This is a genomic window from Mesorhizobium sp. WSM3864, assembly GCF_002294955.1.
Taxonomy (GTDB): Bacteria; Pseudomonadota; Alphaproteobacteria; order Rhizobiales; family Rhizobiaceae; genus Mesorhizobium.
Window position 1 is genome coordinate 26,472 of sequence record NZ_NSGD01000005.1, and the last position, 24,381, is coordinate 50,852.

Here is a 24,381-nt window from a genome sequence, read left to right on the forward strand (position 1 = left end):
CTGCGCCCCGATCCACCTTCTCCCGCAAGGGGAGAAGGGGAGGCCGGCGCTACTTCAACACCCTTCCATCTGCCCCGAACCGATACGTCTTCGCCGGATCCGGCGTTGCATAGAGCGTCGCGCCCGGTTCGGCATTGTAGACGCCGAAGATCCGCACGGTGAGCAGCCCGGCCTTCTCGCAGTCGAGATAGAGATTGGTGTCGGCGCCGAGATGCTCGGCATGCACCACCGTGCCTTTCCAGGCGCCGGATTTTGCATCGACGGTCAGATGTTCCGGGCGCACGCCGACGGTCTTCGCCGTCTCGCCAAGCTTGGCGCCGTCGATGAAATTCATCTTCGGCGAGCCGATGAAGCCGGCGACGAATTCATTGGCCGGCGCATTGTAGAGCTCCATCGGGCTGCCGATCTGCTCGATGCGGCCGGCATTGAGCACGACGATCTTGTCGGCCAGCGTCATCGCTTCGACCTGGTCGTGCGTGACGTAGATCATCGTTGCCTTTAGCCGCCGGTGCAGCTGCGCGATCTCCAGCCTGGTGTTGACGCGAAGCGCCGCGTCGAGATTGGACAGCGGCTCGTCGAACAGAAACAGTTTCGGTTCGCGCACCACGGCGCGGCCGATCGCGACGCGCTGGCGCTGCCCGCCCGACAGCTCCGCCGGCCGCCGCTCGAGATAGGGCTCGAGCGACAGCATCGCGGAAGCGATCTTGATGCGGCGCTCGATCTCGGCCGAAGGCGTGCCGGCCTGTTTCAGGCCGAGCCCCATATTGTTCTTCACCGTCAGATGCGGATAGAGCGCGTAGGTCTGGAACACCATGGCGATGCCGCGTTTTGCGGGCGGCGTGACGGAGACGTCGTCGCCGTCGATCACCACGCGCCCGGAGGTCGAATCCTCTAGCCCTGCGATCACGCGCAGCAGCGTCGACTTTCCGCAGCCGGACGGGCCGACGAAGACGACGAATTCGCCGTCATTGACCTCGAGGTCGATGCCCTTCAGCACCTCGACCGGCCCGAATGCCTTCTTCACGTTCTCGATGTTCAGCGAGCCCACGGCTTCGTCCTTGTTCTAGAGTTTGATTGGCGCGCCGGTGCGCACGCTCTGGTCGGCGGCGAGGCAGACGGCGAGCGACTTCACCGCGTCCTCCATGTGGCGGGTCAGGTCGATGTCCTCGCGGATGGCCTTGAGCAGGAAGGCTTGTTCAAGATCGCAGAGTTCCTGGTGCCCCGGCTCGCCTTCCATCGACAGCAGTTCGTCCTCTTTGATGAACTTTCCGTCCGGCCCGGTCGCGGCGCTGTGCAGGCGGATGGTCGACGTCTTGGTGTGCGTGTCGATGTCGTCGGACTTAACGCCCTCCTTCATGACGATCGACACAGAGCCTTTGGGCGACATCACGTCCTTCACGAAGAAGGCGGTCTCCGAAACCATCGGTCCCCAGCCGGCCTCGTACCAGCCGACCGAGCCGTCTTCGAACAGCACCTGCAGGTGGCCGTAATTATACATCGAGGGCGCCACTTCATCGCTGAGCCGCACGCCCATGCCGCGCACCTCGACCGGTCTGGCGTCGGTGATCTGCAGCATCACGTCGAGATAATGCACGCCGCAATCGACGATCGGCGGGGTGGTCTGCATCAACTGCTTGTGCGTTTCCCAGCTGTGGCCGGAGGACTGCTGGTTGAGGTTCATGCGGAATACGTATGGCCCGCCGAGCTTGCGCGCCTCGGCGATCAGCCGCATCCAGGACGGATGGTGGCGCAGGATATAGCCGATCACCAGCTTCCTGCCGTTGGCTTTGGCGGCATCGACGACGCGCCTGGCGTCCGCCACCGTGGTCGCCAGCGGCTTCTCGACGAAGACATGGCAGCCGGCCTCGAACGCCCGCACCGCATAGTCGGCGTGGCTGTCGGAATAAGTAGCGATGGCGGCGACGTCCGGTTTCTCGTCGCGCAGCACGTCCTCGAAGGAGCGCCTGATGCGATAGCCCGCGAGCCCATCCGGCAGCGGCACCTCGGAACGGTTGACGAGCGCGGCGATCTCGAAGCCCGGATTGGTGTGATAGGCCAGCGCATGGCTACGGCCCATATTGCCAAGGCCGGCGACGACGACGCGAAGAGGCTGTTCTGCACTCACTTGACGGCTCCTGACGTGATGCCGCGGATCAGCTGCCGCGAGAAGATGACGTAGAGGATCAGCACCGGCAGGATCGCCAGCGAGAGCGCCGCCAGGATCGCGTTCCAGTTGGTGACGAACTGGCCGAGGAAGAGCTGCGCGCCGAGCGTCACCGTCTTGGTCTCTTCCGACGGCGCCAGGATCAGCGGGAACCACAGGTCGTTCCAGATCGGGATCATGGTGAAGACGGCGACCGTCGCCATCGACGGGCGCACCAGCGGCAGCACCAGCCGGAAGAAGATCGTGTACTCCGACAGCCCGTCGATCCTGCCGGCGTTCTTCAGGTCGTCGGACACCTGCTTCATGAACTCCGACAGGATGAAGATGGCGAGCGGCAAGCCTTGCGCGGTGTAGACCAGGATCAGCGCGGTCAGCGTGTTGACCAGCCCGCTCGCCACCATCAGCTGCAGGATGGCGACGGTGCCGAGGCGGATCGGGATCATGATGCCGAGCGCGAGATAGAGCCCCATCATCGTGTTGCCGCGGAAGCGGTATTCCGACAGTGCGAAAGCGGCCATGGCGCCGAACAGAAGCACGAAGAACAGCGAGGCGACCGTGACGACGAGGCTGTTCTGAAAATAATGCAGAAAGTCGCCCTGGCCGAACACGGTGGTGTAGCCGATCAGGTCGAAGGTTTTCGGCGTCGGCGGCGTCAGCGGCGCGCCAAAAATACCGGCGCGCGACTTGAACGAGTTCATGATGACCAGGATCACCGGGAACAGCGCGATCACCGTGTAGGTCAAAAGGACGGCATGGGCGCCGATGGTCCGGGGAAGCGAATGTGTTGCGGTGCTCATGGCGCGCCTCAGAACTGGTAGCGACGCAGGCGCGTCTGGACGAGGAACAGGTAGACGCAGACGCCGGCGAGGATGATCAGGAACATGATCGTGGCGATCGCGGCACCCATGTTGGGATCGCCGACCTGCAGCTGGAAACCGAAGAAGGCGCGGTAGAGGAAGGTGCCGAGGATGTCGGTCGAATAATTCGGACCGGCTAGCGCCCCTTGCGCGGTGTAGATCAGGTCGAAGGCGTTGAAATTGCCCACGAAGGTCAGGATCGAGATGATGCCGATCGAAGGCAGGATCAGCGGCAGCTTGATCTTCCAGAACTGCGCCATCCCGGTGACGCCGTCGCATTCGGCCGCCTCGATCACCTCGTCGGGGATCGACAGAAGTGCTGCATAGATCAGCATCATCGGGATGCCGACGAACTGCCAGACCGAGACGAGGCTGAGCGCGGTGAGCGCATATTGCTCTTTGCCGAGCCACGGCGTGAACAGGCTCTTCAGCCCGACAAAGTCGAGCAGATGCGGCGCCACGCCCCAGATCGGCGAAAGGATCAGCTTCCAGGCAAAGCCGACGATGACGAAGGACAGGATCGTCGGCACGAAGATCGCGGTGCGATAGAAGGCGGCAAACCGCAGTCTCGGGCTGGAGAGAAGCGCCGCCAATAGGATGCCGATCGGATTCTGCACCAGCATGTGGATGATGAAGAACCAGACATTGTTCCGCAGCGCGTTCCAGAAATTCACCGACCAGTTGGGATCGCCGAACAGCGTGTGGAAATTGTCGAACCCGACGAACACTTGCGCCTGGTTGATGTTGCGGAACAGGGAAAGCTGCAGGGTCCCGAACAGCGGCAGGATCATGACTGCCGTGTAGACGAGCACCGCCGGCGCCAGGAAGACGCCGATATGCCAGCGGATCGGTTTCTTGGGTCGTGTTTGTGCGGCCATGAGTTCGGTCCCCGCCGTCTCTCGGTTCCAGGTCGATGGTGCTTGGCTGATGCCTCGATGCACGGCGGCCTGACTGTCCCCATGATGCGAGGGACAAGGCCAGCGACAGTGCGGCTTCGTCTTCCCGCAAGGGTGAGGGTAAGACCGAGAGGCGGCGCCGACAATCGCTATCTAGATCTGTCCGAAGGCCGGCCGGGCAGCGCCCGGCCGGTTCGAATGGCTAAAGCCTTACTTCGCCGGCTTGTACCAGCTGTCGAGGCCGTCCTGCAGCTTCTTGGCCGCGGCTTCCGGCGTGTCGGTGCCGTTGATCACGTTGGCCGATTCGACCCAGGTCTCGTTCTCGAGGTTCGGCGTGCCGCGCGACAGGATCTGGTAGGTCGAGCGGATCGTCGACTTGCACTTGCCACGCCAGGAGACGAATTCCTGCGCCAGCGGGTCCTCCATCTTCACCGGCGTGTTGTTCAGGCTGAAGAAGCCCGGCAACGCATTGGCGTAGATGTTGGCGAAGTCCGGCGAAGCGACCCAGGACAGGAACTTCTTGGCTTCTTCCGGGTGCTTCGAGGCAGCGTTCAGGCCCATGCCGATATCGGTATGGTCGGAGATGTAGCAGGTGTCGCCGGCCTTCTGCACGGGCGGCGGGAAGGCGCCCATCTTGAACTGCGCCTGGGTGTTGAACAGGCCGATCTCCCAGGAGCCGGCCGGGTAGATGGCGGCGCGGCCGAGCGTGAACAGGTTCTGGCTGTCCGGATAGGTCTGCGCCTCGAAACCGTCGCCGAGATAGGGCTTCCACTTGGCCAGTTCCTTGTAGGGTTCGACCCACTGCGGATCGGTCAGCTTCTGCTCGCCCTTGATCAGCGCCTGACGGCCTTCCTCGCCCTTCCAGTAGTTCGGGCCGATGTTCTGGTAGCCCATGGTCGCGGCTTCCCAAAGGTCCTTCGTGCCCATCGCCATCGGGATATAGGTGCCGTCCGCCTTGATCTTGTCGAGCACGGCATAGAACTCTTCATTGGTCGTCGGCACCTTGAGGCCGAGCTTGTCGAAGGCGTCCTTGTTGTAGATGAAGCCGTGGATGACCGAAGCCATCGGCACGCAGAAGCTCGACTTTCCGTCGTCGGTCTGCCAGGCGGCCTTGGCGACTGGAGAGAAGTTGTCCATGCCGGGCAGCGACGAGAGGTCGGCGAGGTTGCCCTTCTTGAACAGCTCAAGCGACTTGTCGAAGGGGCGGCAGGTGATCAGGTCGCCCGCCGAGCCGGCAGAGAGCTTGGCGCCGAGTGCCGCGTCATACTCGGTCGGCGCCGAGGGCGCGAACACCACCTTGATGCCAGGGTTCTTGGCTTCGAAGGCCGGGATCAGCTTGTCCTTCCAGATGGTCAGGTCGTCGCCGCGCCAGCTCTCGATGTTGAGCGTGACGTCTTCGGCAAGGGCCATCCCGGTGGTGCCGAGAATGCTCGTGCCGATGAGAAGTGCCGTCAGTAGTTTGGTCGTCATGTCCAGTCTCCCTGTTGACCTTTTTCAGGTTCGGTTTTGATGAGAACAGCGGCTAGCGCCCCCTGCTCCCCTCGATCGCGGAAAGCGCCGGCCTGAGCTTCTGGCCGGTTTTTTCCAGTATCTTCTCGGCCGCATCGGCATTGGCAGCACCCGCGGCGAGCAGAATGGCAGTCTTGACGCGGCCGCCGCTCTCTTCGAGCAGGCGCGCCGCGTCTTCGCGGCTGCGTCCGCCGATGGCGGCCACCATGCGCACCGCGCGGTCGCGCAGCTTGATGTTGTCGGCGGCGAGGTTGACCATGTAGCCGTCATGCACATGGCCGAGATGGACGGCAGCGAGCGTCGACAACATGTTGAGCGCGATCTTCTGGGCTGTACCCGCGCCCATGCGCGTCGAGCCGGCGATCAGCTCCGGCGGCGTCTCGAGCAGGATGGCGACGTCGGCCTCGCCGAACAGCGTCGCGCCCTTGTTGTTGGCGATCGCGATCGTCGCCGCGCCCCGGCGCCGCGCATCGCCGATCGCCTGGACGGCATAGGGCGTCGAGCCACTGGCCGAGATGGCGATCAGGCAGTCGCCCTTGCCGATATTGGCATTCGCCACGGCTGCCGCGGCTTCCTCGGTATCGTCTTCCGGTCCGCCGGCAAGCGTGTGGAACGCCTCGTCGCCGCCGGCGATCAGGATGGCGATGCGGTCACGCGCGATACCGAATGTGCCGGGAAGTTCCAGCGCATCGGCGACAGCCATGAGGCCGGAACTGCCGGCTGCCGCGTAGGCGAGCCTGCCTCCACCCTTCAATTGTCTGGCGACAAGTTCGGCGGCCTCGGCAATAGCCGGAATGGCGCCGTGCACGGCCCGGGCGGCCTCGATCTGCGCATTGGCGAGGAACGAAAGGATGGCAGCCGGGGTCTGGACATCCAGCCCCGCGGCGTTCTGATGAAGCGCTTCCGTGCGCGTCTCGACCATCCGCTTTCCTCCAACTGATCGAACAATACCAAAAAAATACCACTTGTCCACATCTCTCATCGCGTTTTCATGCTCCGGAGCGCGTCGGGGACGAATTTCCATGTCCTTTCAATCAAATACGCCTTAATCTTTTTTGAGCCGAAATTAACGCTTGGCTATTGGTATTTTATTGGTATTATTCGCGACGAGGAGAAAATCGTGTGAAATTCGTGCTTGGCATCGATGGCGGCGGCACAAGCTGCAGGGCGGCCCTTGCGACCGCCGACGGCGCTGTCGTTGGCCGCGCCAAGAGCGGCGCGGCCAATATCCGCACCGACCTTACCGGTGCGCGCGCCAACATCGTCGAGGCGGCAAGGCAGGCTTTCGTGGCCGCCGGTGAAGATCCGCAGATGATCCCTGAGACGCCTGCCATTCTCGGCCTCGCCGGAGCCAATGTCGGCACCTACAGGCAGCAGCTGGAAGCAATCCTGCCGTTCAGCAAAAGCCGCGTCGAGACCGATGCCGAGATCGCGCTCGAAGGCGCCGTCGGCTCCGGCGACGGCGCCATGGCGATCCTGGGCACCGGCACCGCCTATATGGCGCGCAAAGCGGGCAAGTCGCGCGCCATCGGCGGCTGGGGTTTCCAGGTCGGCGACCAGGGCAGCGGCGCCCGTATCGGCCGCGACCTGCTCGAGCAGACGCTCCTTGCCTATGACGGCATCCGCCTCGGCTCGCCGCTGACGGATGCCATGCTTGCCGTCTTCCGCAACAATCCCGAGGACGTGGTCGAGTTCACCACCAACGCCAAGCCCGGCGACTTCGGCGGTTTCGCGCCAAAAGTCTTCGAGCATGCCGAAAAGGGCGATCTCGTCGCCAATTGGATCCTCGATAAGGCGGTTGCCGATGTCGAGGCTTCGCTCGGCGCGCTCGAACTCGCCGACGACGCGCCGCTATGCCTGCTCGGCGGCCTGGCGCCGCTCTACGCGCCGCGGCTGTCGGCGCGCTATCAGGCGCTGCTGAAGGCCCCGCTTGACGACGCGCTCGGCGGCGCGGTGCAGATGGCCGCGCGCATCTTCGCCGGCAAATCCGGAGGCGCCCGATGAGCGCCGTCGACCGGATCTTCGCCATGCTGCCGGAGGCGCCGCGATGAGCGCCGCCGACCAGATTTTCGCTATGCTGAAAGAATCCTCGCAAAGCGGCGCGCCGCTTTACCTGCAGCTGAGAAAAAGCATCGAGGAAGCGGTCAATCGCGGCCTGATCGGGCCGGGTGACGCGCTGCCGTCGGAGCGCGATATAGCCAGCAAGGCCGACATTTCGCGCGTCACTGTGCGCAAGGCCGTGCAGGATCTGGTCAAAGGCGGCATCCTCGTCCAGCGCCATGGCTCCGGCACCTTTGTCGCCCCGCGCATGGAACGTGTCGAACAGTCGCTGTCGCGGCTCACCTCCTTCACCGAGGATATGGCGCGCCGCGGCATGGTCGTGCGCTCGGCCTGGCTCGATCGCGGGCTCTATGCGCCCTCGCCGGACGAGATGATGGTGCTCGGCCTGTCCTCGAGCGAGCTGGTGGCGCGCGTGGCGCGCCTGCGCATCGCCAACGACACGCCGCTGGCGATCGAGCGCGCCGCGATTTCGGCGAGCGTGCTTCCCGACCCCGAAGCGATCGGCTCCTCGCTCTACGCGGCGCTGGAACTGACCGGCAACCGCCCGGTGCGGGCCGTGCAGCGCATTTCGGCCGCCAATCTCGGCGACGGCGACGCGCGCCTTCTCGAAGTGCCGCCGGGGGTTGCCGGCCTGCACATCGAACGTATTTCGTATCTGGCGAGCGGCAAGGTGATCGAGTTCACACGCTCGATCTACAGGGGCGACGCCTATGACTTCGTCGCGGAACTCCGGCTGACCGGGCCGGGAGAGGAGAGCCGGCCATGAGCGCAACCGCCACCCACATGCGGCGCGAGATCGAGGAGATCCCGCAGGCCACCGCCCGCCTGCTGGAGGGCTCGGCCAAGGTGCTGGCCGAGGCCGGCCGCGGCCTTCGCGAGCGCGATCCGCATTTCGTCGTCACCGTGGCGCGCGGCTCGTCCGACCATGCCGCCACCTTCATGAAATATGCCGTGGAGCTGACGGCCGGCCTCGCCGTCGCTTCCGTCGGCCCGTCGATCGCTTCCATCTATGGCGCGAAGCTGAGGCTGCGCGGCTCGGCTTGCCTGGCGATCTCGCAGTCGGGCAAGAGTCCCGACATCGTCGCCATGGCCGAAACCGCGAGAGCCGGCGGCGCGCTCACCGTCGCCATCACCAACACCGCCGACTCGCCACTGGCGCGCGCCTCGGATTACGCCATCGACATTCTCGCCGGCCCGGAGCGCAGCGTCGCGGCCACCAAGACCTTCGTCAATTCGGCCGTCGCCGCCCTGGCGCTGATGGCGCACAGCACTGGCGATGAGGCGCTGCTTGCTGCGCTCGCCCGCCTGCCGGAGCATTTCGACAAGGCGATCGCCTGCGACTGGATGGCGCTCGCCGCCGCGCTCGAAACGCCGCGCTCGCTGTTCATCCTCGGCCGCGGCCCATCCTTCGCGATCGCCAGCGAGGCGGCGCTAAAATTCAAGGAAACCTGCGCCATGCATGCCGAGGCCTATAGCGCCGCGGAGGTCATGCATGGGCCGCTGGCGCTGGTCGGGCCGGGCTTCCCGGTCCTGGCGCTTGCTGCCCGGGACGCGTCGGAGCCTTCGGTGGCCGAGGCGGCCGACAGCTTGACGGCCAAAGGCGCGGCCGCTTTCGTCACCTCCGACAAGGCGAAGGCAGCCAGGCTGCTGCCGTATGTCGCAACCGGCCATCCGTTAACCGATCCGCTGCCGCTGATCGTGTCCTTCTATGGCTTCGTAGAGGCCTTCGCTCGCCATCGCGGCCTCGATCCGGATGCGCCACGCAATTTGCGCAAGGTGACGGAAACCGTATGAGCGACCGTTTCGTCCTCACCGGCGCTCGCATCTTCGACGGCGCCGACTGGCACGACGATACGGCCCTCGTCGTCAAGGACGGCATGGTCGAAGCCATTCTGCCCACCGGCGCCGTGCCGTCAGGCGTCTCCCGTGTCGAGACCGGTGGCGGCCTCTTGGTTCCCGGCTTCGTCGACATCCAAGTCAATGGCGGTGGCGGCGTCATGCTCAACGACCATCCCGATGTCGCCTCGATCGAGACCATCTGCCGGGCGCACGCGCCCTTCGGCACCACGGCGCTCTTGCCGACGCTGATCACCGACACGCCGGCGATCACCGCCGCGGCGGTCGCCGCCGGCGCCGAGGCCGCCCGGAAGAAAGTGCCGGGTTTTCTTGGGCTGCATCTCGAAGGCCCGCATCTGTCCGTCGCGCGCAAGGGTGCGCATGATCCGGCTCTCATCCGGCCAATGACGGACGCCGACCAGGCTGCGCTGGTCGCGGCGCGTCAGGGCCTGCCGGTGCTGCTCACCACGGTCGCGCCGGAATCGGTCGAGCCGGCCCGGGTCACGGCGCTGGCCGCGGCCGACATCGTTGTCAGCCTCGGCCACTCCGACACCGGCTATGCCACGGCAACGGCCTTCGCCGAGGCCGGCGCCACGGTCGTCACCCACCTCTTCAACGCCATGAGCCAGATCGGCAATCGCGAGCCGGGACTGGCCGGAGCGGCGATCGACACCGGCAGCTTCTACGCTGGCATCATCGCGGACGGAATCCATGTCCATCCCGGCACCATGGCGCTTGCACTCAATGCCAAGAAAGGACCGGGCAAGATCCTTTTGGTCACCGACGCCATGGCGACGATCGGCACCGACATGATATCCTTCACCCTCAACGGCCGTACCATCTACCGCAAGGACGGGAGTCTCAGGCTTGCCGACGGCACGCTGGCCGGCGCCGATCTCGACATGATTTCCGCCGTGCGCTTTGTCCATCGCGTGGTCGGGCTCGATCTCGACGAGGCGCTCCGCATGGCCTCGCTCTATCCCGCCGAAGCGATCGGCCAGGCGCATCGCCTCGGCCGCTTCGCCAACGGCACCGCAGCAGACATCGTCGGGCTGTCGGAAGACCTGGACGTCAAGAATGTCTGGATCGGCGGCGAGAAGGTGTTTGCGGCGTAGGCCTCTTCCTTCGTCATCCTCGGGCTTGACCCGAGGATCCATGCCGTGACCTCTGCCGTGGGGCGCAACGGTGCAGAATTCTGTAATCGTTGCAACGTTGGGCGTTAAGGCATGGATCCTAGGGTCTGTGCGCGTCGCTTCGCTCCTTGCTCCGCCCCAAAATGACGAAGCTACCGGGCGTTTGCACTGGTCCTAGCTCTGCGGCCTGGATTGGTAGATATCCTTAAACGCCTCGCGCAAAACGTTCTTCTGCACCTTGCCCATCGTGTTGCGCGGCAATTCGTCGACGAAGATCACCTGCTTTGGATGCTTGTATTTGGCCAGCCGCCCGGCGATGGCGTCGGCGATATCGGCTGCGCTCATTGCCGAGCCCGGCTTGCGCACCACGACGGCCGTGACGCCTTCGCCGAAGTCGGGATGCTCAACCCCGATCACCGCGCTTTCGGCAACGCCGGCAAGCGCGTCGATCTCGCTCTCGATTTCCTTAGGATAGACGTTGTAGCCGCCCGAGATGATCAGGTCCTTGCCGCGGCCGACGATGTGGACATAGCCGCCGGTATCGATCAGGCCGAGGTCGCCGGTGATGAAGAAGCCGTCGTCGCGGAATTCGGCCTTGGTTTTCTCTGGCATCCGCCAATAGCCGGCAAAGACGTTCGGGCCCTTCACCTCGATCATGCCGATCTCGCCCTGGGCTAGCGGCTTGCCGCTTTCGGGGTCGGCGACACGCAGCGAGACACCCGGCAGCGGAAAGCCGACCGTGCCCGCGCGCCGTTCGCCGTCATAGGGGTTGGAGGTGTTCATGTTGGTTTCGGTCATGCCGTAGCGTTCGAGGATGGCGTGGCCGGTGCGCTCGCGCCAGGCATTATGCGTCTCGCTAAGCAACGGCGCCGAACCGGAGATGAACAGCCGCATGCGGCTGGCCGCATCCTTCGTCAGGCCCTGCTGCTGCAGGAGCCGCACATAGAAGGTCGGCACGCCCATCAGCGCGGTCGCGCGCGGCAGAAGCGAAATCACACGGGCCGGGTCGAACTTCCGCTCGAACAGCATTTTTGCGCCGGCCATCAGGATGACGTTGGTCGCGACGAACAGGCCGTGCGTGTGGAAGATCGGCAGCGCGTGGATGAGCACATCATCGCCGCTGAAGCGCCAGTAATCCACAAGCACGCGCGCGTTGGAGGCGAGGTTCTCGTGGCTGAGCATGGCGCCCTTGGAGCGGCCCGTCGTGCCAGACGTGTAAAGGATGGCGGCAAGATCGTCGGGGCCGCGCTCCAGATCCGCAAAATCCGCCGGCTGCAGCGCCGCACGGTCCGCAAGCGTGCCCTGTCCGTCGCGGCCTAGCGTCAGCGTCGCCGCCGCCGCCGATGCGGCAAGCGGTTGCACATCCTTTACCTTTTCCGGATCGCACACGACCAGCCGCGGCTCCGCGTCGCGGAAGAAATAGTCGAGCTCCGGCAGCGTATAGGCGGTGTTGAGCGGCAGGAAGACGGCGCCGGCGCGCAGACAGGCGAGATAGAGGAGCAAGGCTTCAGGGGTCTTCTCCGCCTGCACCGCGACGCGATCGCCGGGCAACAAACCAGCGGCGACCAGCGCGTGCGCAAACTGCGCGGACCGCGCCAGCATGTCGGCATAGGAAATCGAACGCCCGTCATCCGTCTCCATCAGCACTTGGCCAGGCGCCGGCATGCTGGCGCGAAACGCGTCGAACAGGTGATTGGTCATGTCGTCCCCTGGCGTCGAAAGCTCGGCCAGAGCGAATATCAGATTTGTCAGCGATGGGCAGCTATTTGCGGCCGCGCGCGGCCTTGCCTGCGCGAGCCCGCGGACCGTCGCCTGGGCTGAGCTGCGCCATGCACATCTCCGCCGTCAGGCGGTAGTGACTGAGCAAGGCCTCGACCGCGCCGTCGGCGTCGCCGTCCATGGTCCGCTCGGCAATCGTGCGGTGCTCGCCGAAGTCGTCGCGTTCGGAGCCGGGGCCGCGCTGCGAGATCAGCCGGTAGCGGGAGGCCTGGTCGGAAAGCTGGTCGCAAAAGCCGATCAGCCAATGCGAGCGGCAGGCGCAGATCAGCGCGCGATGAAAGGCGCGGTGCAGCTTCTCCCATTCCGGATTGTTGGTTGCCGGGTCGTTGGGCCGGCGGCGTTCGGCGCGCGCCAGGCGATGCAGCGCGAGCACCAGCTGTTCTTCCCATTCCGCCGTGCGGTGCGCAATGGATTCGCGCAATGCGCGTTCTTCCAGCCAGCACCGCGTGCGGGTGAGCTCCTCCAGCTCGGCCGCGTTGACCGGCATCACGAAGAAGCCGCGCTGGTCGTGGCGGCCGAGCAATCCCTCGGCGGCCAGGCGGTTCAGCGCCTCGCGCACCGGCGAGGCGCCGGCGCCATACCGGGAAACGACCCATTCGACGCGCAGCTTGCCCTCGGCTTCCAAAGCTCCCCGCAGCAAGTCCTCGCGGAGCTGATGGTAGACCGAACTGGCCAGCGTGCTCTTGGCACCCTTGCCTTCGCCCGTATCGGCGTTCCCGTATGGCAATTTGACTCCTGTTGCCGGCCCCTGTTTTGCAGGGTCCCTCGGCCAAGCAATTTCATACGATGTATCTTGCAGCCGAGCACTGCCGCCTAAAAACGTATGATGGCGATATTCGTACTTTAAGACAAGGCGGGGTCAATTATCGAATAAAGTAAAATCCACTTGAAAAAAGGCTGACGTCAGTGGGAGACTTGACATAACTCGGTATACTGAACAGCCCTTAGTTAGCGAGGCGGCTTTGCTAGGAACGCACTGTCGACGTCTTTAACGGGCGGCCTTGTCGGCGGCTGAGCGGATCGCTTCGATATTTGCCCGATAGGTTTCCACTGTGCCGCCTTTGAAAATGGCCGCGCCGGCCACCAGCACGCCGGCGCCGGCGGCCGTCACCAGCGGCGCCGTTTCCGGCGAGATGCCGCCGTCGATCTCGATGCGGATCGGGCGCTCGCCGATCAGCGCCTTGACCTTTCGCACCTTGTCGACGATCGCCGGGATGAAAGCCTGGCCGCCGAAGCCGGGATTGACGGTCATGATCAGGATGAGGTCGAGCCGGTCGAGCACATATTCGATCGCCGTTTCCGGCGTCGCCGGGTTGAGCGAGACACCGGCCTTCTTGCCGAGACCTTTGATGGTCTGCAGCGAACGGTCGAGATGCGGGCCGGCCTCGGCATGGACCGTTATGCCGTCGCAGCCGGCCTCGGCAAAGGCCGCCAGGTAGGGGTCGGCAGGCGCGATCATGAGATGGCAGTCGAAGAAGGTTTTTGTCCGGTTGCGGATCGCCTTGATCACCGGTGGGCCGAAAGTGATGTTGGGCACGAAATGGCCGTCCATCACGTCGAGATGGATCCAATCGGCTCCGGCCGCCGCGACCGCTTCGACCTCATCGCCGAGCTTCGAGAAATCCGACGCCAGCACCGATGGTGCGATCAGGGTCTTCTTGCTCATGAAAGGCTTCTCCCGGCATCCTCATCGGCGCGCTGTGCTGCGCGCTGGCACGCGGGTCTGCCTAGACCATCGTCCGGCCAAGGGGAAGCGTGTTTTCCGCTTCGCTCGACGGGCACGCAAAACGCGAGCTGCGATGCGGGAAGGAGAGAACCCGCTGGATTTTTCCGGCGGGTTCGCGGGCGCGGTAGTGATGGGCTGCCTTACTGAAGGTTGTCGGTCGCCGGGTTCCGCTGCAGCCTTGGTTGGCTTCTTGGCACCAACTGCTGCAGGATATTCGGATTGAGCAGCAGGTCCGGATCGATCTCCAAGCCTGGCCGCCTGCGGATCGGGAAGCAATCCGGATACCGGCCGGCCGTTCCGACTGGGCAGCGCCGCCTGATGATCGGCTGGCACATGCCATCGATCATCTCCGAGCCCGGCGCGCATACAGCGTCTTCGAACCTGCCGCATCTACCTTCGATCACTTCGGTGCCGCGTGGACACACGCAGACGCCGCGTTTGTTGAGGAACTGGCCGCGGATGGAGCATGCTTGCGGCTTCCTGACCGGCACGCAGGCTTTGCCCTTCAACGCCGTCCCCCTCGGGCAGACGCAATCGCCATCGGCATTGCGCACCTGGCCACGAATGCGGCACTGGCTGGGCGGCTGCTGCCTGTCGGGCACGCAAGCCTTGGCGGCGCGGTCGACATGCGTGTCCTTGGGACAGGCGCAGCCATCCGGTGTCGGCACGGCGCCGCGGATAGTGCATTTCGGCGGAGCGACCCGGCAGACGCCGTTCACCAGCTCGCCGCGCCGGCATACGCAATTGCCCTCCTGGTCGCGGTACTGGCCGGGACGCAGCGTGCACTGCGGCTCCTGCGGTTGCTCGCTCTGAACGCATCTGCCGTTTTCCAGCTCGGCGCCGCGCGGGCAGACGCAGCGTCCGTCCTCGGTCCGGATCTGGCCCTTGAGCAGGACGCAGCGCTGCGGCACTGGCAGCGGCTGCAGTTTGGTGCCGCCGGACGAGCACTGACCGTTGCGGAAGGTGGTGCCGTCTGGGCAGGCGCAGCGGCCGGCCGAGTTGAGCACCATGCCGCCCGAACACTTCACCTCACCCTTGATGGTGAAGGGGTGGCATGCATAGGCCTTGCCGCGGTCGCCTTGCGCGTTGGCAGGGCCGCGCGACAGCACATCGCCGCCGCCCTGCACCGGCGTGTTTGGCGAGAGCACCCCGACGCAGTTCTGTCCGCTGACCGTACCCTGCAGAGTGGCAAGGCGCGCGTCGTCGGGAAGGACCACTGTGACATGATGCGTTTGGCTTTCGCCGGCGCCCAGCGTCAGATTGGCGATGCAGGACGCCGGCAGCGTCGCCGGCTCCGGCGAGCAGCCGAAAGGCGGGTCGATCGCGGTGATCTTGACACCCTCCAGCCTGCCGAGACCGTCGATGCCGACCGCATCGCCGATGCGGACCGGACCTGAGAAGGCATTCGGCCCCTCATTCGTGATGGTGATCTCGAACGAGCAGGGCGCACCTGGCTGGCATTCGCTGTCGCCGGTCTTCTCGACGCGGATCGTGGAGGCCCCACCGCCTTTCGCGCAAGCCTGGCCGATCGGATAGACGATGTCGTCGCGGGGCGCCGGCCCAAAAGAGCCGCGCGCGCAGTTCTCGAACGCGTCATTGCCGCCGACCGTCACGTCGAAGTGTCGGCTGGTTCCGGGTGTCATGACGGCGCCGGCAATCTGGCAAGACAGCATGTTGGCGGGCACTGGCCCGCAGTTCCAGTCGGTGCCATCCGGGGTCACGGTCCGGACAGCGACCGGCGCGCCGCCCGACACCAGCGTGGCGGCATCGTTGACCCGCACCGGACCGGTGGGGGCAGCAGTGCCGGCATTGGTCACGGTGATGCGGCAGGATACCGAAGACGCACCGGCCAGCGAGCTCTCGCACGCCTTGGTGATGCGCAGGCCGGGCTTGGCGCCATTCGGACGGCGGATGCGCTCGGTCGCGCACGCCTTGTTGTTGGCGAGGTCGACCTCGTCGGCAATGGCCTTCACTTCGGCGCAGTTTTCGACCGTGTCCGGCCGGTAGTTTGCCGGCATGACCGTCTTGACCACGATCGGCGTCGAGGCGCCCGGCGGCAGCGAGATGCCGGCATTGTCGCAGCGGAACTGGCCGGGGCCGTTCGGCCCGCAGGTCCATGGCGGGCTGGGCCCGAAGGCCGAGGAGGTCGGCGCGTCGCCCGGATAGGTGTCGATCACGGTCAGCGGCCCGTGATAGGTGCTGGTGCCGTTGTTGATGATATCGATCACGAAGCTGCAGATGCCGTCCGGCGTGCAGACCGGCATGCGGGCGCGCTTCTTCAGCAGCAGGTCGACCTTCTTCTCGGCCGCAGGCTGGCATTGCGGATCGCGATCGCCACGGCGGCAGACCGGGATCGAGGCGCAGCCGCGATCGTTCTGCTGGCTGCCGAACAGCGGCTTGCCGCTCGCCTGGTAGTCATAGGCGGCGCAATTGCGCAGCGCGCTGCCCTGCCAGCCGCCGGCCGGCTTGAAGCCGAGCTTGAGGACGGCGGAGGCCCCGGGGTTGAGCGTGGTTGCCAGATGGGTGCAGGTCATCGGCGTCGTCCCGGGCGCGCAGACCCAGGGCGGGTTCGGCCCCGACGACAGCGCCGACCCGGCCGGCAATGTTACCTCGTCGAGCACGATCTTGCCGTTATAGGGCGCATCGCCGACATTGGTGACCGTGATGGTGAAGTCGCAGCCGCCGGACATCGTGCAACGCGGCACCTCTGCCCACTTCTCCACCTTGAGGTCGGGCTGCTTTTCGGGCGGGCATCTGAGATCACGCGGAATGTCGATGTCGATCTCCTGCGTGCAGCAAAGTCCCCAGCCTTCCTTCGGCCCGGCATAGGTGTCGATGCCGGTGACGACGAGATGGATGGCCTCGCCCGGCGAGGCGCCGCTGATCTTCCAGTTCAACACGCCGCCGCCGGCAGGTACCTGCTGGGTGTCGGGGGCGATGGTGATGCCTGGTGTCGTCGTCGACAGCTGCACCCATTTGCCGGCCATCTCCGGACCGACCGGCATGTGATAGATGAAGGCGCCGCCGCCGGGCACGCAGTCGACCGTGCCGCGTTCGACCTTGAAGCATTCCTTGCTGGGAGGTGGGGGCGGCGGGTTGCACTTGCTCAGGTCGATCGTGATCGAGGTTTTCACGCCGGTGAGGAAATCTCCGTCGTCGGGCTTGTCGGGATCCTGCGAGGGGATCGTGGTTGCCGGGCCGCCCCTGAAGGCCACCTTCATCTCACCCTGGTTATCGACCGTTGCCGGCGCGGCGAAGGCGGCATGGTCTATCTTGGCCGTGATTCGGAAAGTGATCACGCGCTCGTCGGCAGCGCCGACGCCGTCGAGGTTCGAAGCGCTGATCCGGAAATTGGAAACGCTTGCCGTATCGTTTGGACCGGCCGATGTGCTGATCGAAGCAGCGGGCAGCGGTCCGCCGGAAGCGCTCGTGCCGTCGCCGACGACGTCGACGCTGACGATCTGCAAGCCGTGCGGCAGCTGGTCCTTGAAGTCGAGCCTTGTCGCCTTCAGAAGGGCCGCCACGCTTGGCCGGTCGAAGTCCTGCGGGTCGCCATGGATGCCGAAGCTCAAGACGTATTCGACGCTATCGCAGCCTCTTAGGGCACCCTTCTTGGTGAAGAAGGGGATGATCCGCCCGAGCTCCGGATTGATGCCGCGCGATCCAGCCGTGATTTCCGGATTGGCGATCTGGCCAGCCGGTGCCTTGTCCTGCGCAAGCGCCGGCACTGCCGGCATCATGGCGATCGCGACACCGGCCGCCATCAGCCAGCGTGCGCCGCGCCTGGCGTGTGACAGGGGTTTTATGATCGTGCCCTTGACGGTTTTGCGCGGGGCAGGGCGGGAAGGGACGAGACCGCTCATCTGTCCCTCCTCGGCGCTTCGCACTCGACGACCGGCGTCCTGAGCGGCAGCGTCAACTTGCAGCAAGGATAGTGGCCGCCCTTGTCCCGGTCGGACTTCCGGTAGAAGCAGAGCCCGACATTGACGGTGTCGCCCGGATTATGGCCGGTTATGCCGATCGTGTAGGGCTTGCCCGGCGCATGCGACATGGGTGAGGTTACTCCGACGCCCGGTGTCTTGGACAAAGCCTTGATCGAATCGCCGCCAAAGCCGGCGTGGTCATGGAGATAGAGGTCGGCCTGGAGGCCGCGGGGTGTGCAGAAATACTGCACGTCCTCGACATCGAGGCATGGGGGCAGGTTGCCGGGCGGTGGGAAGTCCGGCGGATAGACGGGAGGCAGGAAGCCGCCAGGGATTTCCTCATAATAGCCGGCGCGGCGCTCGCAGGGGCGCCAGACCCTCACGTCGCCGACATGACCCTGGACGTCGGGGTTCTCGAAATAGCCGTCGAAGTCGACGAACCAGGAGCCGAAGGGCGGCACGTTTGCCGGCTTGACCAGCTTGTTTGGCGTGAGCTGCACGCCATGCACGGCAAGCGGCCCGCCGGCGGCGAGGCGCTCGGCAAGCTCCGGATTGTCGCGCAATTTGTCGCCGGTGTTCACGACCGTGTCAGTGCAGACCGAGGTGTCAAGATTGCCTTCGGGGTCGTAGCGGTATTGTAGGTCGACGCCGCCTGCCGACTGACGGTTGCCCTGCGGGAAGCCGACCGCATATTCCTGCGGCACCTCGGCCCAGACCGATTCCGTTGCCGGATCGTCCGGATCCTCGCGCTGGTAGCGGATCACCGCGCCTTTGCCCGTCTCGGCGAAGCGGCTGTAATCGTAGCGGTTCTCGACCGGGCCGCGCTGGGCGAGATACATGAAACCCTGATTGTCGAAGGCGATATCGGTGACGGCATAATCTTGGTCGGCCTTGACCGTCAGTTCCCAGCGCGGATCGCGGCCAAAACCCCCGTCGCTTGCAATGCCGACCGACCAGATTTCGGCTTTCTCGCCTACGGAATAGTAGAGCCGCCCGCCATGGTAGGCGACGGCCCAGACGCGGCGCGCATCCTGCGTATAGCCCCAGGTTCGGGGGTCTTCCGAATCGAAGGCAGTGTCGTGGATGTCCATCACGGCGCCGTCGTCGGCGACCGGGGCCAGCCCATGCGCGGGACGCCCGGCAATGCCATGGTCGAAGCTGTCGATCAGATTGCCCTCGATATCGATGCGGTGGATGAGCCCGGTTTCGAGATCCGAAGCGAAGAACTCACGATGGGTCGGATCGAAGGCGAGGTTGCCGATGCCGGGCCCGCTGTTGGTGTCGATGTCGGCGAATTTCGAGACGGCGCCCGAGATACCGTCGATCTTCCAGATGGTGCCCGGTCCGCCGCCATTTTCGGTGCCGAACTGGCCGTTCATGAAGACGGCGCCGGCGGCGCCGCGGCGCTGTCGCTCAGGCCGCCCGTCCTCGTCGGTGTCGGGCGTGACGATCTCGATGCCGTGCAGCGAGGTCGCCGCCGCATAGAGGTTCGGAATGCCCGACGGCACCCCATCGCGCACGCCGTCGTCATAGGTGAGGCCGAACACCTCGCCGATCTGGCCGGCTGTCACCTCGAAGGGCGGCGGCGTGTAGACGAGCTGGCCGGAAGCTAGGCCGCCGAGTTGCGAGACGTTGAAAATGCGCAACGAGGCCTGCGAAGTGTCGATGAAGGTTTCGTCGACCGGGTCGACGCCGGGCGGCAAGCCGCCCTTTTCGGAATCGGGAGAGCCGAAATCCCGGATGATCGTGCCGGGGAAGCCGGTCACCGCCATCGAGCCCGGATAGATGATCTGGGTTTCCTGAGCCTTTGCCGCACCGCCGAGGCAAAAGCCGGCAGCCAGTGCCAGGGCAAGCATTCCGCTGGTGGTCACGATCGCACGGCGCAAACCGCCGCCGCGAAAAGACACGAACGAGCCGCGGTCGCGAGACATTGAGCTCCCCCCGAAGTCTTCGGAAGAACCCTCCGATTTCGCCGCGCAAAACAAGGTAAGTCGCAGCGTTCCGGCTCGTTCGTCCCTGATAGAATTGTCTGTTTTCCGCCTGTTCACGATACGCCGGGTGCCTGGCAGGGTCAACGGAATCAGCCGAAAGCCGAGCGCGTCGTCTCCATCCCAAAGCCGATGATCGCGCCGAGCTCGTGTTGCTCCCGCGGACCGTCGCGGCTCCGGATTTCTGATCATACGGGCTCCCTTTCCGGCCGGCGCCATGCGGCGCCTGGCCGTCAGTCGCGGGCTGAGGCGGAAAGGTTCAATGCGATTGAGCAATTCGAGGAAAAGGGTGAGCGGTTTCCGTCCGGAATTGCGTCAGAACAAAGCAGGTCGCCGTTTCGTGAAACGGTTAGACGCCTAGGCGTCGGGTTGGTAGAGATATCTTTGCCGTCTAATGCATGTCGCCGAAAGGTCCGCAACGATTTTAGCCATCAAAGCTAAGCCCGAAGCGCGGCGCTTAAATTCGTCTCGACGCGACGCGCTTTGGCAAGATCACCAGATCCATTCGCCCCTGCCGAGCGCGGAGACCGCCTCGACGATGCGGGTGAAGCTCGCGCGAGCACGACCGACCGTATGCCGGGCTCTCAAATAGCTGTGCACCAGCCCCTGTTCTTCGAACCAGTAGGCATGCCCGCCGGCCGCGACGACGCGGTCGCGATAGGCCTCGCCGTCTGAGGACAGCGGGTCGCATTGGGCTGTGATCAGCACTGTCGGCGGGAGATAGGCGAAATTGGCGTCGGCGAGCGGCGACAGCGTGAGGTCGCCGGTCCGGTCCACGCCGCCGGTGCGAATGTTCAGGTAGAATTCGATATCGCGCAGGGTCAGCATCGGCGCGTCAGCATGCGCCACATAGGAGCCGCGCGAGTGGTCGCCCCCGAGGCTGGGATAGATCAGCACCTGGCCGGCCGGCTTCTTGACGTGACCGCGCGTTGCGTGGGCAACGGCGGCGCAGAGGTTTCCGCCGGCGCTGTCGCCGCAAAGCAGGACAGGGCAAACATAGGTCTTGGCGGCCCATTCAAAGGCGCTTAGCACGTCGTCGAAGGCGGCCGGATGCAGATGTTCCGGCGCCAGCCGGTAATCGACCGAGACCACCTCGTAGCCGGTGCGGGCGCACAGCTCGGCGCAGACATCGTCATGGCTGTCCAGCCCGCCGAGGATGAATCCGCCGCCATGAACATAGAGCACCATTGCGGCGCTGTTCGTTTCCGCGTTGCTATAGATGCGGATCGGGATGCTGGCGGTCGGCGTGGCGATGGCGGTCGTTTCGACCGTCACGCCTTGCGGATAGCCGGCGAAGAACTCGCGGCACATCCGGTCGTAGATCGCCCGCTGCTCTGCGATCGTGTAGTCGATCGTGTCGGGCGGGTAATAGGAATTGGTCTTCTCGATGAAAGCCCAGGTCTCGGCGTCGATGAGGGTCTTGTAGTCGGTCATAGCGCTTGGGCCGATCGCGAAGGTCGAGCCTGAGCACCCCCCTCTGTCCTGCCGGACATCTCCCCCGCAGGGGGAGAGATTGGCAGCTTGGGCGCCGGCGATCCAACTGCGACGCTGGCAATTGGCGAAAGCGACCGTGACATCCGATCTCCCCCCTTGCGGGGGAGATGCCCGGCAGGGCAGAGGGGGGTGTGACGGAACGCCATCGTCTGCGGCCTATCTACCCTTCCACACCGGATCGCGCTTCTCCGCAAAGGCGCGGAAGCCTTCCATATTGTCCTCCGAGCCGTAGAGGATATCGACCGTCGGCAGTTGCCTGCGCGTCACCTTGTTCATGGCCTCCTGGAAGGTCAGCGCCTCGGCCACGCGCGCCGTCTCCTTGATCGCGGCGAAGACCAGCGGCGGGCCGCTGGCCAAAAGCCGCGCGATTTCCCAGACGCGGTCCTCCAGCTTCTCCTTGGGCAGCACCTCGTTGACCAAGCCCCAGCGATGCGCTTCCGCCACATCCATCCAACGGCCGGTGAGGAGAAGGTCCATGGCGATATGGTAGGGAATGCGTTTCGGCAGCTTGATCGTCGCGGCGTCGGCCAGCGTGCCGGCGCGGATCTCGGGCAGCGCGAAGGAAGAATGGTCGGAGGCGTAGATCAGGTCGCAGGACAGGGCCAGCTCGAAGCCGCCGCCCACCGCCATGCCGTTGACGCAGGCGATCACCGGCTTGTTCAAGTCGCGCAGTTCCTGCAGCCCGGCAAAGCCGCCGACGCCGTAGTCGCCGTCGACCGCGTCGCCGGCCGCAGCCGCCTTCAGGTCCCAGCCGGCGCAGAAGAACTTGTCTCCGGCCGTCTTGACGATGGCGACGCGCAAGCCGGGATCGTCGCGGAACGCCTTGAACGTCTCGCCCATCAGTCGTGAGGTCTTGAGGTCGATGGCATTGGCCTTGGGCCGGTCGAGCGTGACTTCCAGGATCGTGCCTTCGCGGCGGGTGGTGATGACGTCAGCCATTCTTCTTTTCTCCAAGCACCAGCAGTGCGTCGGCGATCCAGGCGCCCTTGCCTTCGGCGCAGACGATCAGCGGGTTGATGTCGAGCTCTTCGATTTCGCCTTCATTCTTCTGCACGAAGTCGGCAATGCCGGCGATGGCGTCGATGGCGGCCTGGACGTCGGCCTTGGGCCGGCCGCGATAGCCCTCCAGCAGCGGATAGAGCTTCAGGCCACGCAGCGCCGCCTCGATGTCGTCGCGCGTCGCCGGCAGCATCAGGGTCACGCTGTCGCGCAGCAGCTCGACCAGCACGCCGCCGGTGCCGAGCGTCATCACCGCGCCGAACATCGGGTCGCGGGTGAAGCCGACGATCAGTTCGGCGACGCCGTCGCGCACCATGCGCTCGGCATAGAGCCCGGTGCCGAGCGGCAACAGGTCATGCGCGGCATTGCTGACGGATTCGGCGTCCTTGAGGTTCAGCCGCACGGCGCCGACCTCCGACTTGTGCGTCACGCCGAGCGTCTTCAGCGCCACCGGGAAACCAAGCGCCATGGACGCAATCACCGCCTCGACCGCGTTCGAGGCGCGCTCGCCCTTCGGCACCGGCAGCCCGGCCTCGATCAGACGCGCTTTGGCCTCGGCTTCGTCCGGTGTGACGTGGTCGCCGTCGGAAGCGCCCGCCGCCGTGGTGTCGACCGGCTGCGCCTGCGGCTCGCGCCAGGCCCAGCCAATGAAGGCGGCGGCCTGGGCGGCGTCCATCGCTTCCGAAATGCCGAACAAGGGCACCATGCCGCGCGCCATCAGCCCGGCGGTATATTCCTCCGGCAGGTTTTCCGGCAGCGAGGAGACGATCGCGCCCTGCGCCCTGTTGGTCTTCAGCGCCGCCTCGAAGGCACGCAGCGTCGCCCACCAGTCGGTGTCCGAGCAGCGGTCGGGGCGCGGGAAGTCGAGCACCAGCATGTTGAGGTCGAAGCCGCCCGACACCATGGCAGTGAAGGTGGCCGTCATCGCCGGCTCGTTGTTCCAGATGAAGGTGTGGTAGTCGAGCGGATTGGCGACCGCGACCAGCGGCCCGAGCGTCGATTTGACATGCGCGCGATGCTCGGCGCTTAGCGTCGGGAAATGCACCCAGCGTCCTTCCGCGCTGTCGGCCATCACGGAGGCTTCGCCGCCCGAGCAGCTCATCGACGACAGTCTGTAGCCGGGCAGCGGCCCGGTGATGTGCAAGAGCTTCAACGCCTCGATGAAGGCCGGTATGGAATCGACGCGCGCGATGCCCAGCCGCTTCAGGAACGCGCCCGAGGCGGCATCCGAACCGGCAAGCGACGCGGTATGGGAAACCGTCGCCTGCCGCGCCTGTTCCGAGCGGCCGACCTTCATGGCGATGATCGGCTTCTTCAGCTCGCGGGCTCTCGCCGCCAATCGCTCGAAGCCGGCCACGGAATCGAAGGCCTCGATATGCAGGCCAAGCGACGTGACGCGCTCGTCCTCGATCAGACCGAGCGCCATTTCGGAAAGGCCGGTCTGCGCCTGGTTGCCGGCCGTCATCAGGAACGCGATCGGCAGACCGCGCTTCTGCATCGTCATGTTGATGGCGATGTTGGACGACTGAGTGATGATGGCGACGCCCTTGCCGCCCTCGGCAAGCCTGATCCCGCCATGCTGATCGGGCCACAAAAGCGCGCCGTCGGCATAGTTGATCAGACCATAGCAGTTCGGGCCGATGATCGGCATCTCACCCGCGGCGGCGACCAGCTCGGCCTGCAGCCGCTCGCCGTCCTCGTCATAGGCCTCGGTCTCGAGGAAGCCGGCGGCAAAGCAGACGGCGCCACCGGCGCCGCGCTCGGCCAATGCCTTGACCACTTCGATGGTGAGATGCCGGTTGACCCCGACAAAGGCGGCGTCCGGTGCGCCGGGCAAGTCGGCGACGGAACGGTAGGCCTTGCGGCCTGCGACCTCGTCCTTGGTCGGGTGCACCGGCCAGATTTCGCCGGCAAAGCCCATCTTGATTGATTGCGCGACGACGGCGGCGGCCTGCGCCCCGCCGAACACGGCGATCGATTTCGGGCGCAGGAGACGTTCGAGTTTATGCATGGTCA

At 65.3% G+C, this 24,381-nt stretch carries 18 protein-coding genes; 4 read left to right on the forward strand and 14 right to left on the reverse strand.

Annotated elements, in window-relative coordinates; genetic code table 11:
- Positions 1–49: 49 nt before the first annotated feature.
- The 6 genes from CK215_RS12925 to CK215_RS12950 form a co-directional block, all read right to left on the reverse strand.
- Complete coding sequence (locus CK215_RS12925) at positions 50–1,048, reverse strand: ABC transporter ATP-binding protein (protein WP_066996130.1); 999 nt, start codon at positions 1,046–1,048, stop codon at positions 50–52.
- A 15-nt stretch (positions 1,049–1,063) separates the two neighbouring features.
- Entirely contained in the window at positions 1,064–2,125 is a 1,062-nt protein-coding gene (locus CK215_RS12930) for a Gfo/Idh/MocA family oxidoreductase (RefSeq protein WP_095831148.1), read from the reverse strand.
- Positions 2,122–2,961: a carbohydrate ABC transporter permease gene (locus tag CK215_RS12935; RefSeq protein WP_066996124.1), complete on the reverse strand. Its 840-nt coding sequence runs from the start codon at positions 2,959–2,961 to the stop codon at positions 2,122–2,124. Before CK215_RS12935 ends, CK215_RS12930 begins: the two co-directional genes overlap by 4 nt.
- Positions 2,962–2,969: 8 nt before the next feature.
- Positions 2,970–3,899, reverse strand: a complete 930-nt coding sequence (locus CK215_RS12940) for a sugar ABC transporter permease (RefSeq protein WP_066996121.1) — start codon at positions 3,897–3,899, stop codon at positions 2,970–2,972.
- A gap of 228 nt (positions 3,900–4,127) precedes the next feature.
- Positions 4,128–5,387 carry an ABC transporter substrate-binding protein gene (locus CK215_RS12945; protein WP_067324040.1) on the reverse strand — a complete coding sequence of 420 codons (1,260 nt, stop codon included), beginning with the start codon at positions 5,385–5,387 and terminating at the stop codon, positions 4,128–4,130.
- A gap of 52 nt (positions 5,388–5,439) precedes the next feature.
- Positions 5,440–6,348: an N-acetylmuramic acid 6-phosphate etherase gene (locus tag CK215_RS12950; protein WP_095831149.1), complete on the reverse strand. Its 909-nt coding sequence runs from the start codon at positions 6,346–6,348 to the stop codon at positions 5,440–5,442.
- A gap of 200 nt (positions 6,349–6,548) precedes the next feature.
- On the opposite strand from CK215_RS12950, the gene CK215_RS12955 reads away from it, so the two are divergent.
- From CK215_RS12955 to nagA, 4 genes are read left to right on the forward strand one after another with little or no spacing between them, the layout of a single operon-like run.
- Positions 6,549–7,430 carry an N-acetylglucosamine kinase gene (locus CK215_RS12955; protein WP_095831150.1) on the forward strand — a complete coding sequence of 294 codons (882 nt, stop codon included), beginning with the start codon at positions 6,549–6,551 and terminating at the stop codon, positions 7,428–7,430.
- A 43-nt stretch (positions 7,431–7,473) separates the two neighbouring features.
- Positions 7,474–8,253, forward strand: coding sequence for a GntR family transcriptional regulator (locus tag CK215_RS12960; protein WP_067324046.1), 780 nt, complete (start codon positions 7,474–7,476; stop codon positions 8,251–8,253).
- Positions 8,250–9,281: an SIS domain-containing protein gene (locus tag CK215_RS12965; protein WP_095831151.1), complete on the forward strand. Its 1,032-nt coding sequence runs from the start codon at positions 8,250–8,252 to the stop codon at positions 9,279–9,281. The genes CK215_RS12960 and CK215_RS12965 overlap by 4 nt, the downstream gene beginning before the upstream one ends.
- Positions 9,278–10,438 (forward strand): N-acetylglucosamine-6-phosphate deacetylase, encoded by a 1,161-nt coding sequence (nagA, locus tag CK215_RS12970; protein ID WP_095831152.1) that lies wholly within the window; start codon positions 9,278–9,280, stop codon positions 10,436–10,438. The genes CK215_RS12965 and nagA overlap by 4 nt, the downstream gene beginning before the upstream one ends.
- 192 nt (positions 10,439–10,630) lie before the next feature.
- Here the strand turns inward: nagA and CK215_RS12975 are convergent, their stop codons facing one another.
- The 8 genes from CK215_RS12975 to CK215_RS13010 all read right to left on the reverse strand — a co-directional run bounded on the left by CK215_RS12975 (position 10,631) and on the right by CK215_RS13010 (position 24,376).
- Positions 10,631–12,157: a malonyl-CoA synthase gene (locus CK215_RS12975; RefSeq protein WP_095831153.1), complete on the reverse strand. Its 1,527-nt coding sequence runs from the start codon at positions 12,155–12,157 to the stop codon at positions 10,631–10,633.
- A gap of 61 nt (positions 12,158–12,218) precedes the next feature.
- Complete coding sequence (locus tag CK215_RS12980) at positions 12,219–12,962, reverse strand: GntR family transcriptional regulator (RefSeq protein ID WP_095831154.1); 744 nt, start codon at positions 12,960–12,962, stop codon at positions 12,219–12,221.
- A gap of 261 nt (positions 12,963–13,223) precedes the next feature.
- Positions 13,224–13,901 (reverse strand): ribulose-phosphate 3-epimerase, encoded by a 678-nt coding sequence (gene rpe, locus CK215_RS12985; protein WP_066996092.1) that lies wholly within the window; start codon positions 13,899–13,901, stop codon positions 13,224–13,226.
- A 200-nt stretch (positions 13,902–14,101) separates the two neighbouring features.
- The gene (locus CK215_RS12990) at positions 14,102–17,824 is read right to left on the reverse strand and encodes a DUF11 domain-containing protein (protein WP_095831155.1); all 3,723 of its coding nucleotides are present in this window, start codon (positions 17,822–17,824) and stop codon (positions 14,102–14,104) included.
- Entirely contained in the window at positions 17,821–19,815 is a 1,995-nt protein-coding gene (locus CK215_RS12995; RefSeq protein ID WP_095831156.1) for a hypothetical protein, read from the reverse strand. Before CK215_RS12995 ends, CK215_RS12990 begins: the two co-directional genes overlap by 4 nt.
- A gap of 549 nt (positions 19,816–20,364) precedes the next feature.
- Positions 20,365–21,306 (reverse strand): alpha/beta hydrolase, encoded by a 942-nt coding sequence (locus CK215_RS13000; RefSeq protein ID WP_095831157.1) that lies wholly within the window; start codon positions 21,304–21,306, stop codon positions 20,365–20,367.
- Between the two features lie 216 nt (positions 21,307–21,522).
- The gene (locus CK215_RS13005) at positions 21,523–22,305 is read right to left on the reverse strand and encodes a carnitinyl-CoA dehydratase (RefSeq protein ID WP_066996079.1); all 783 of its coding nucleotides are present in this window, start codon (positions 22,303–22,305) and stop codon (positions 21,523–21,525) included.
- A complete protein-coding gene (locus tag CK215_RS13010; protein ID WP_066996197.1) occupies positions 22,298–24,376 on the reverse strand; it encodes an acetate--CoA ligase family protein in 2,079 nt (692 codons plus the stop codon). The genes CK215_RS13005 and CK215_RS13010 overlap by 8 nt, the downstream gene beginning before the upstream one ends.
- Positions 24,377–24,381 lie beyond the last annotated feature (5 nt).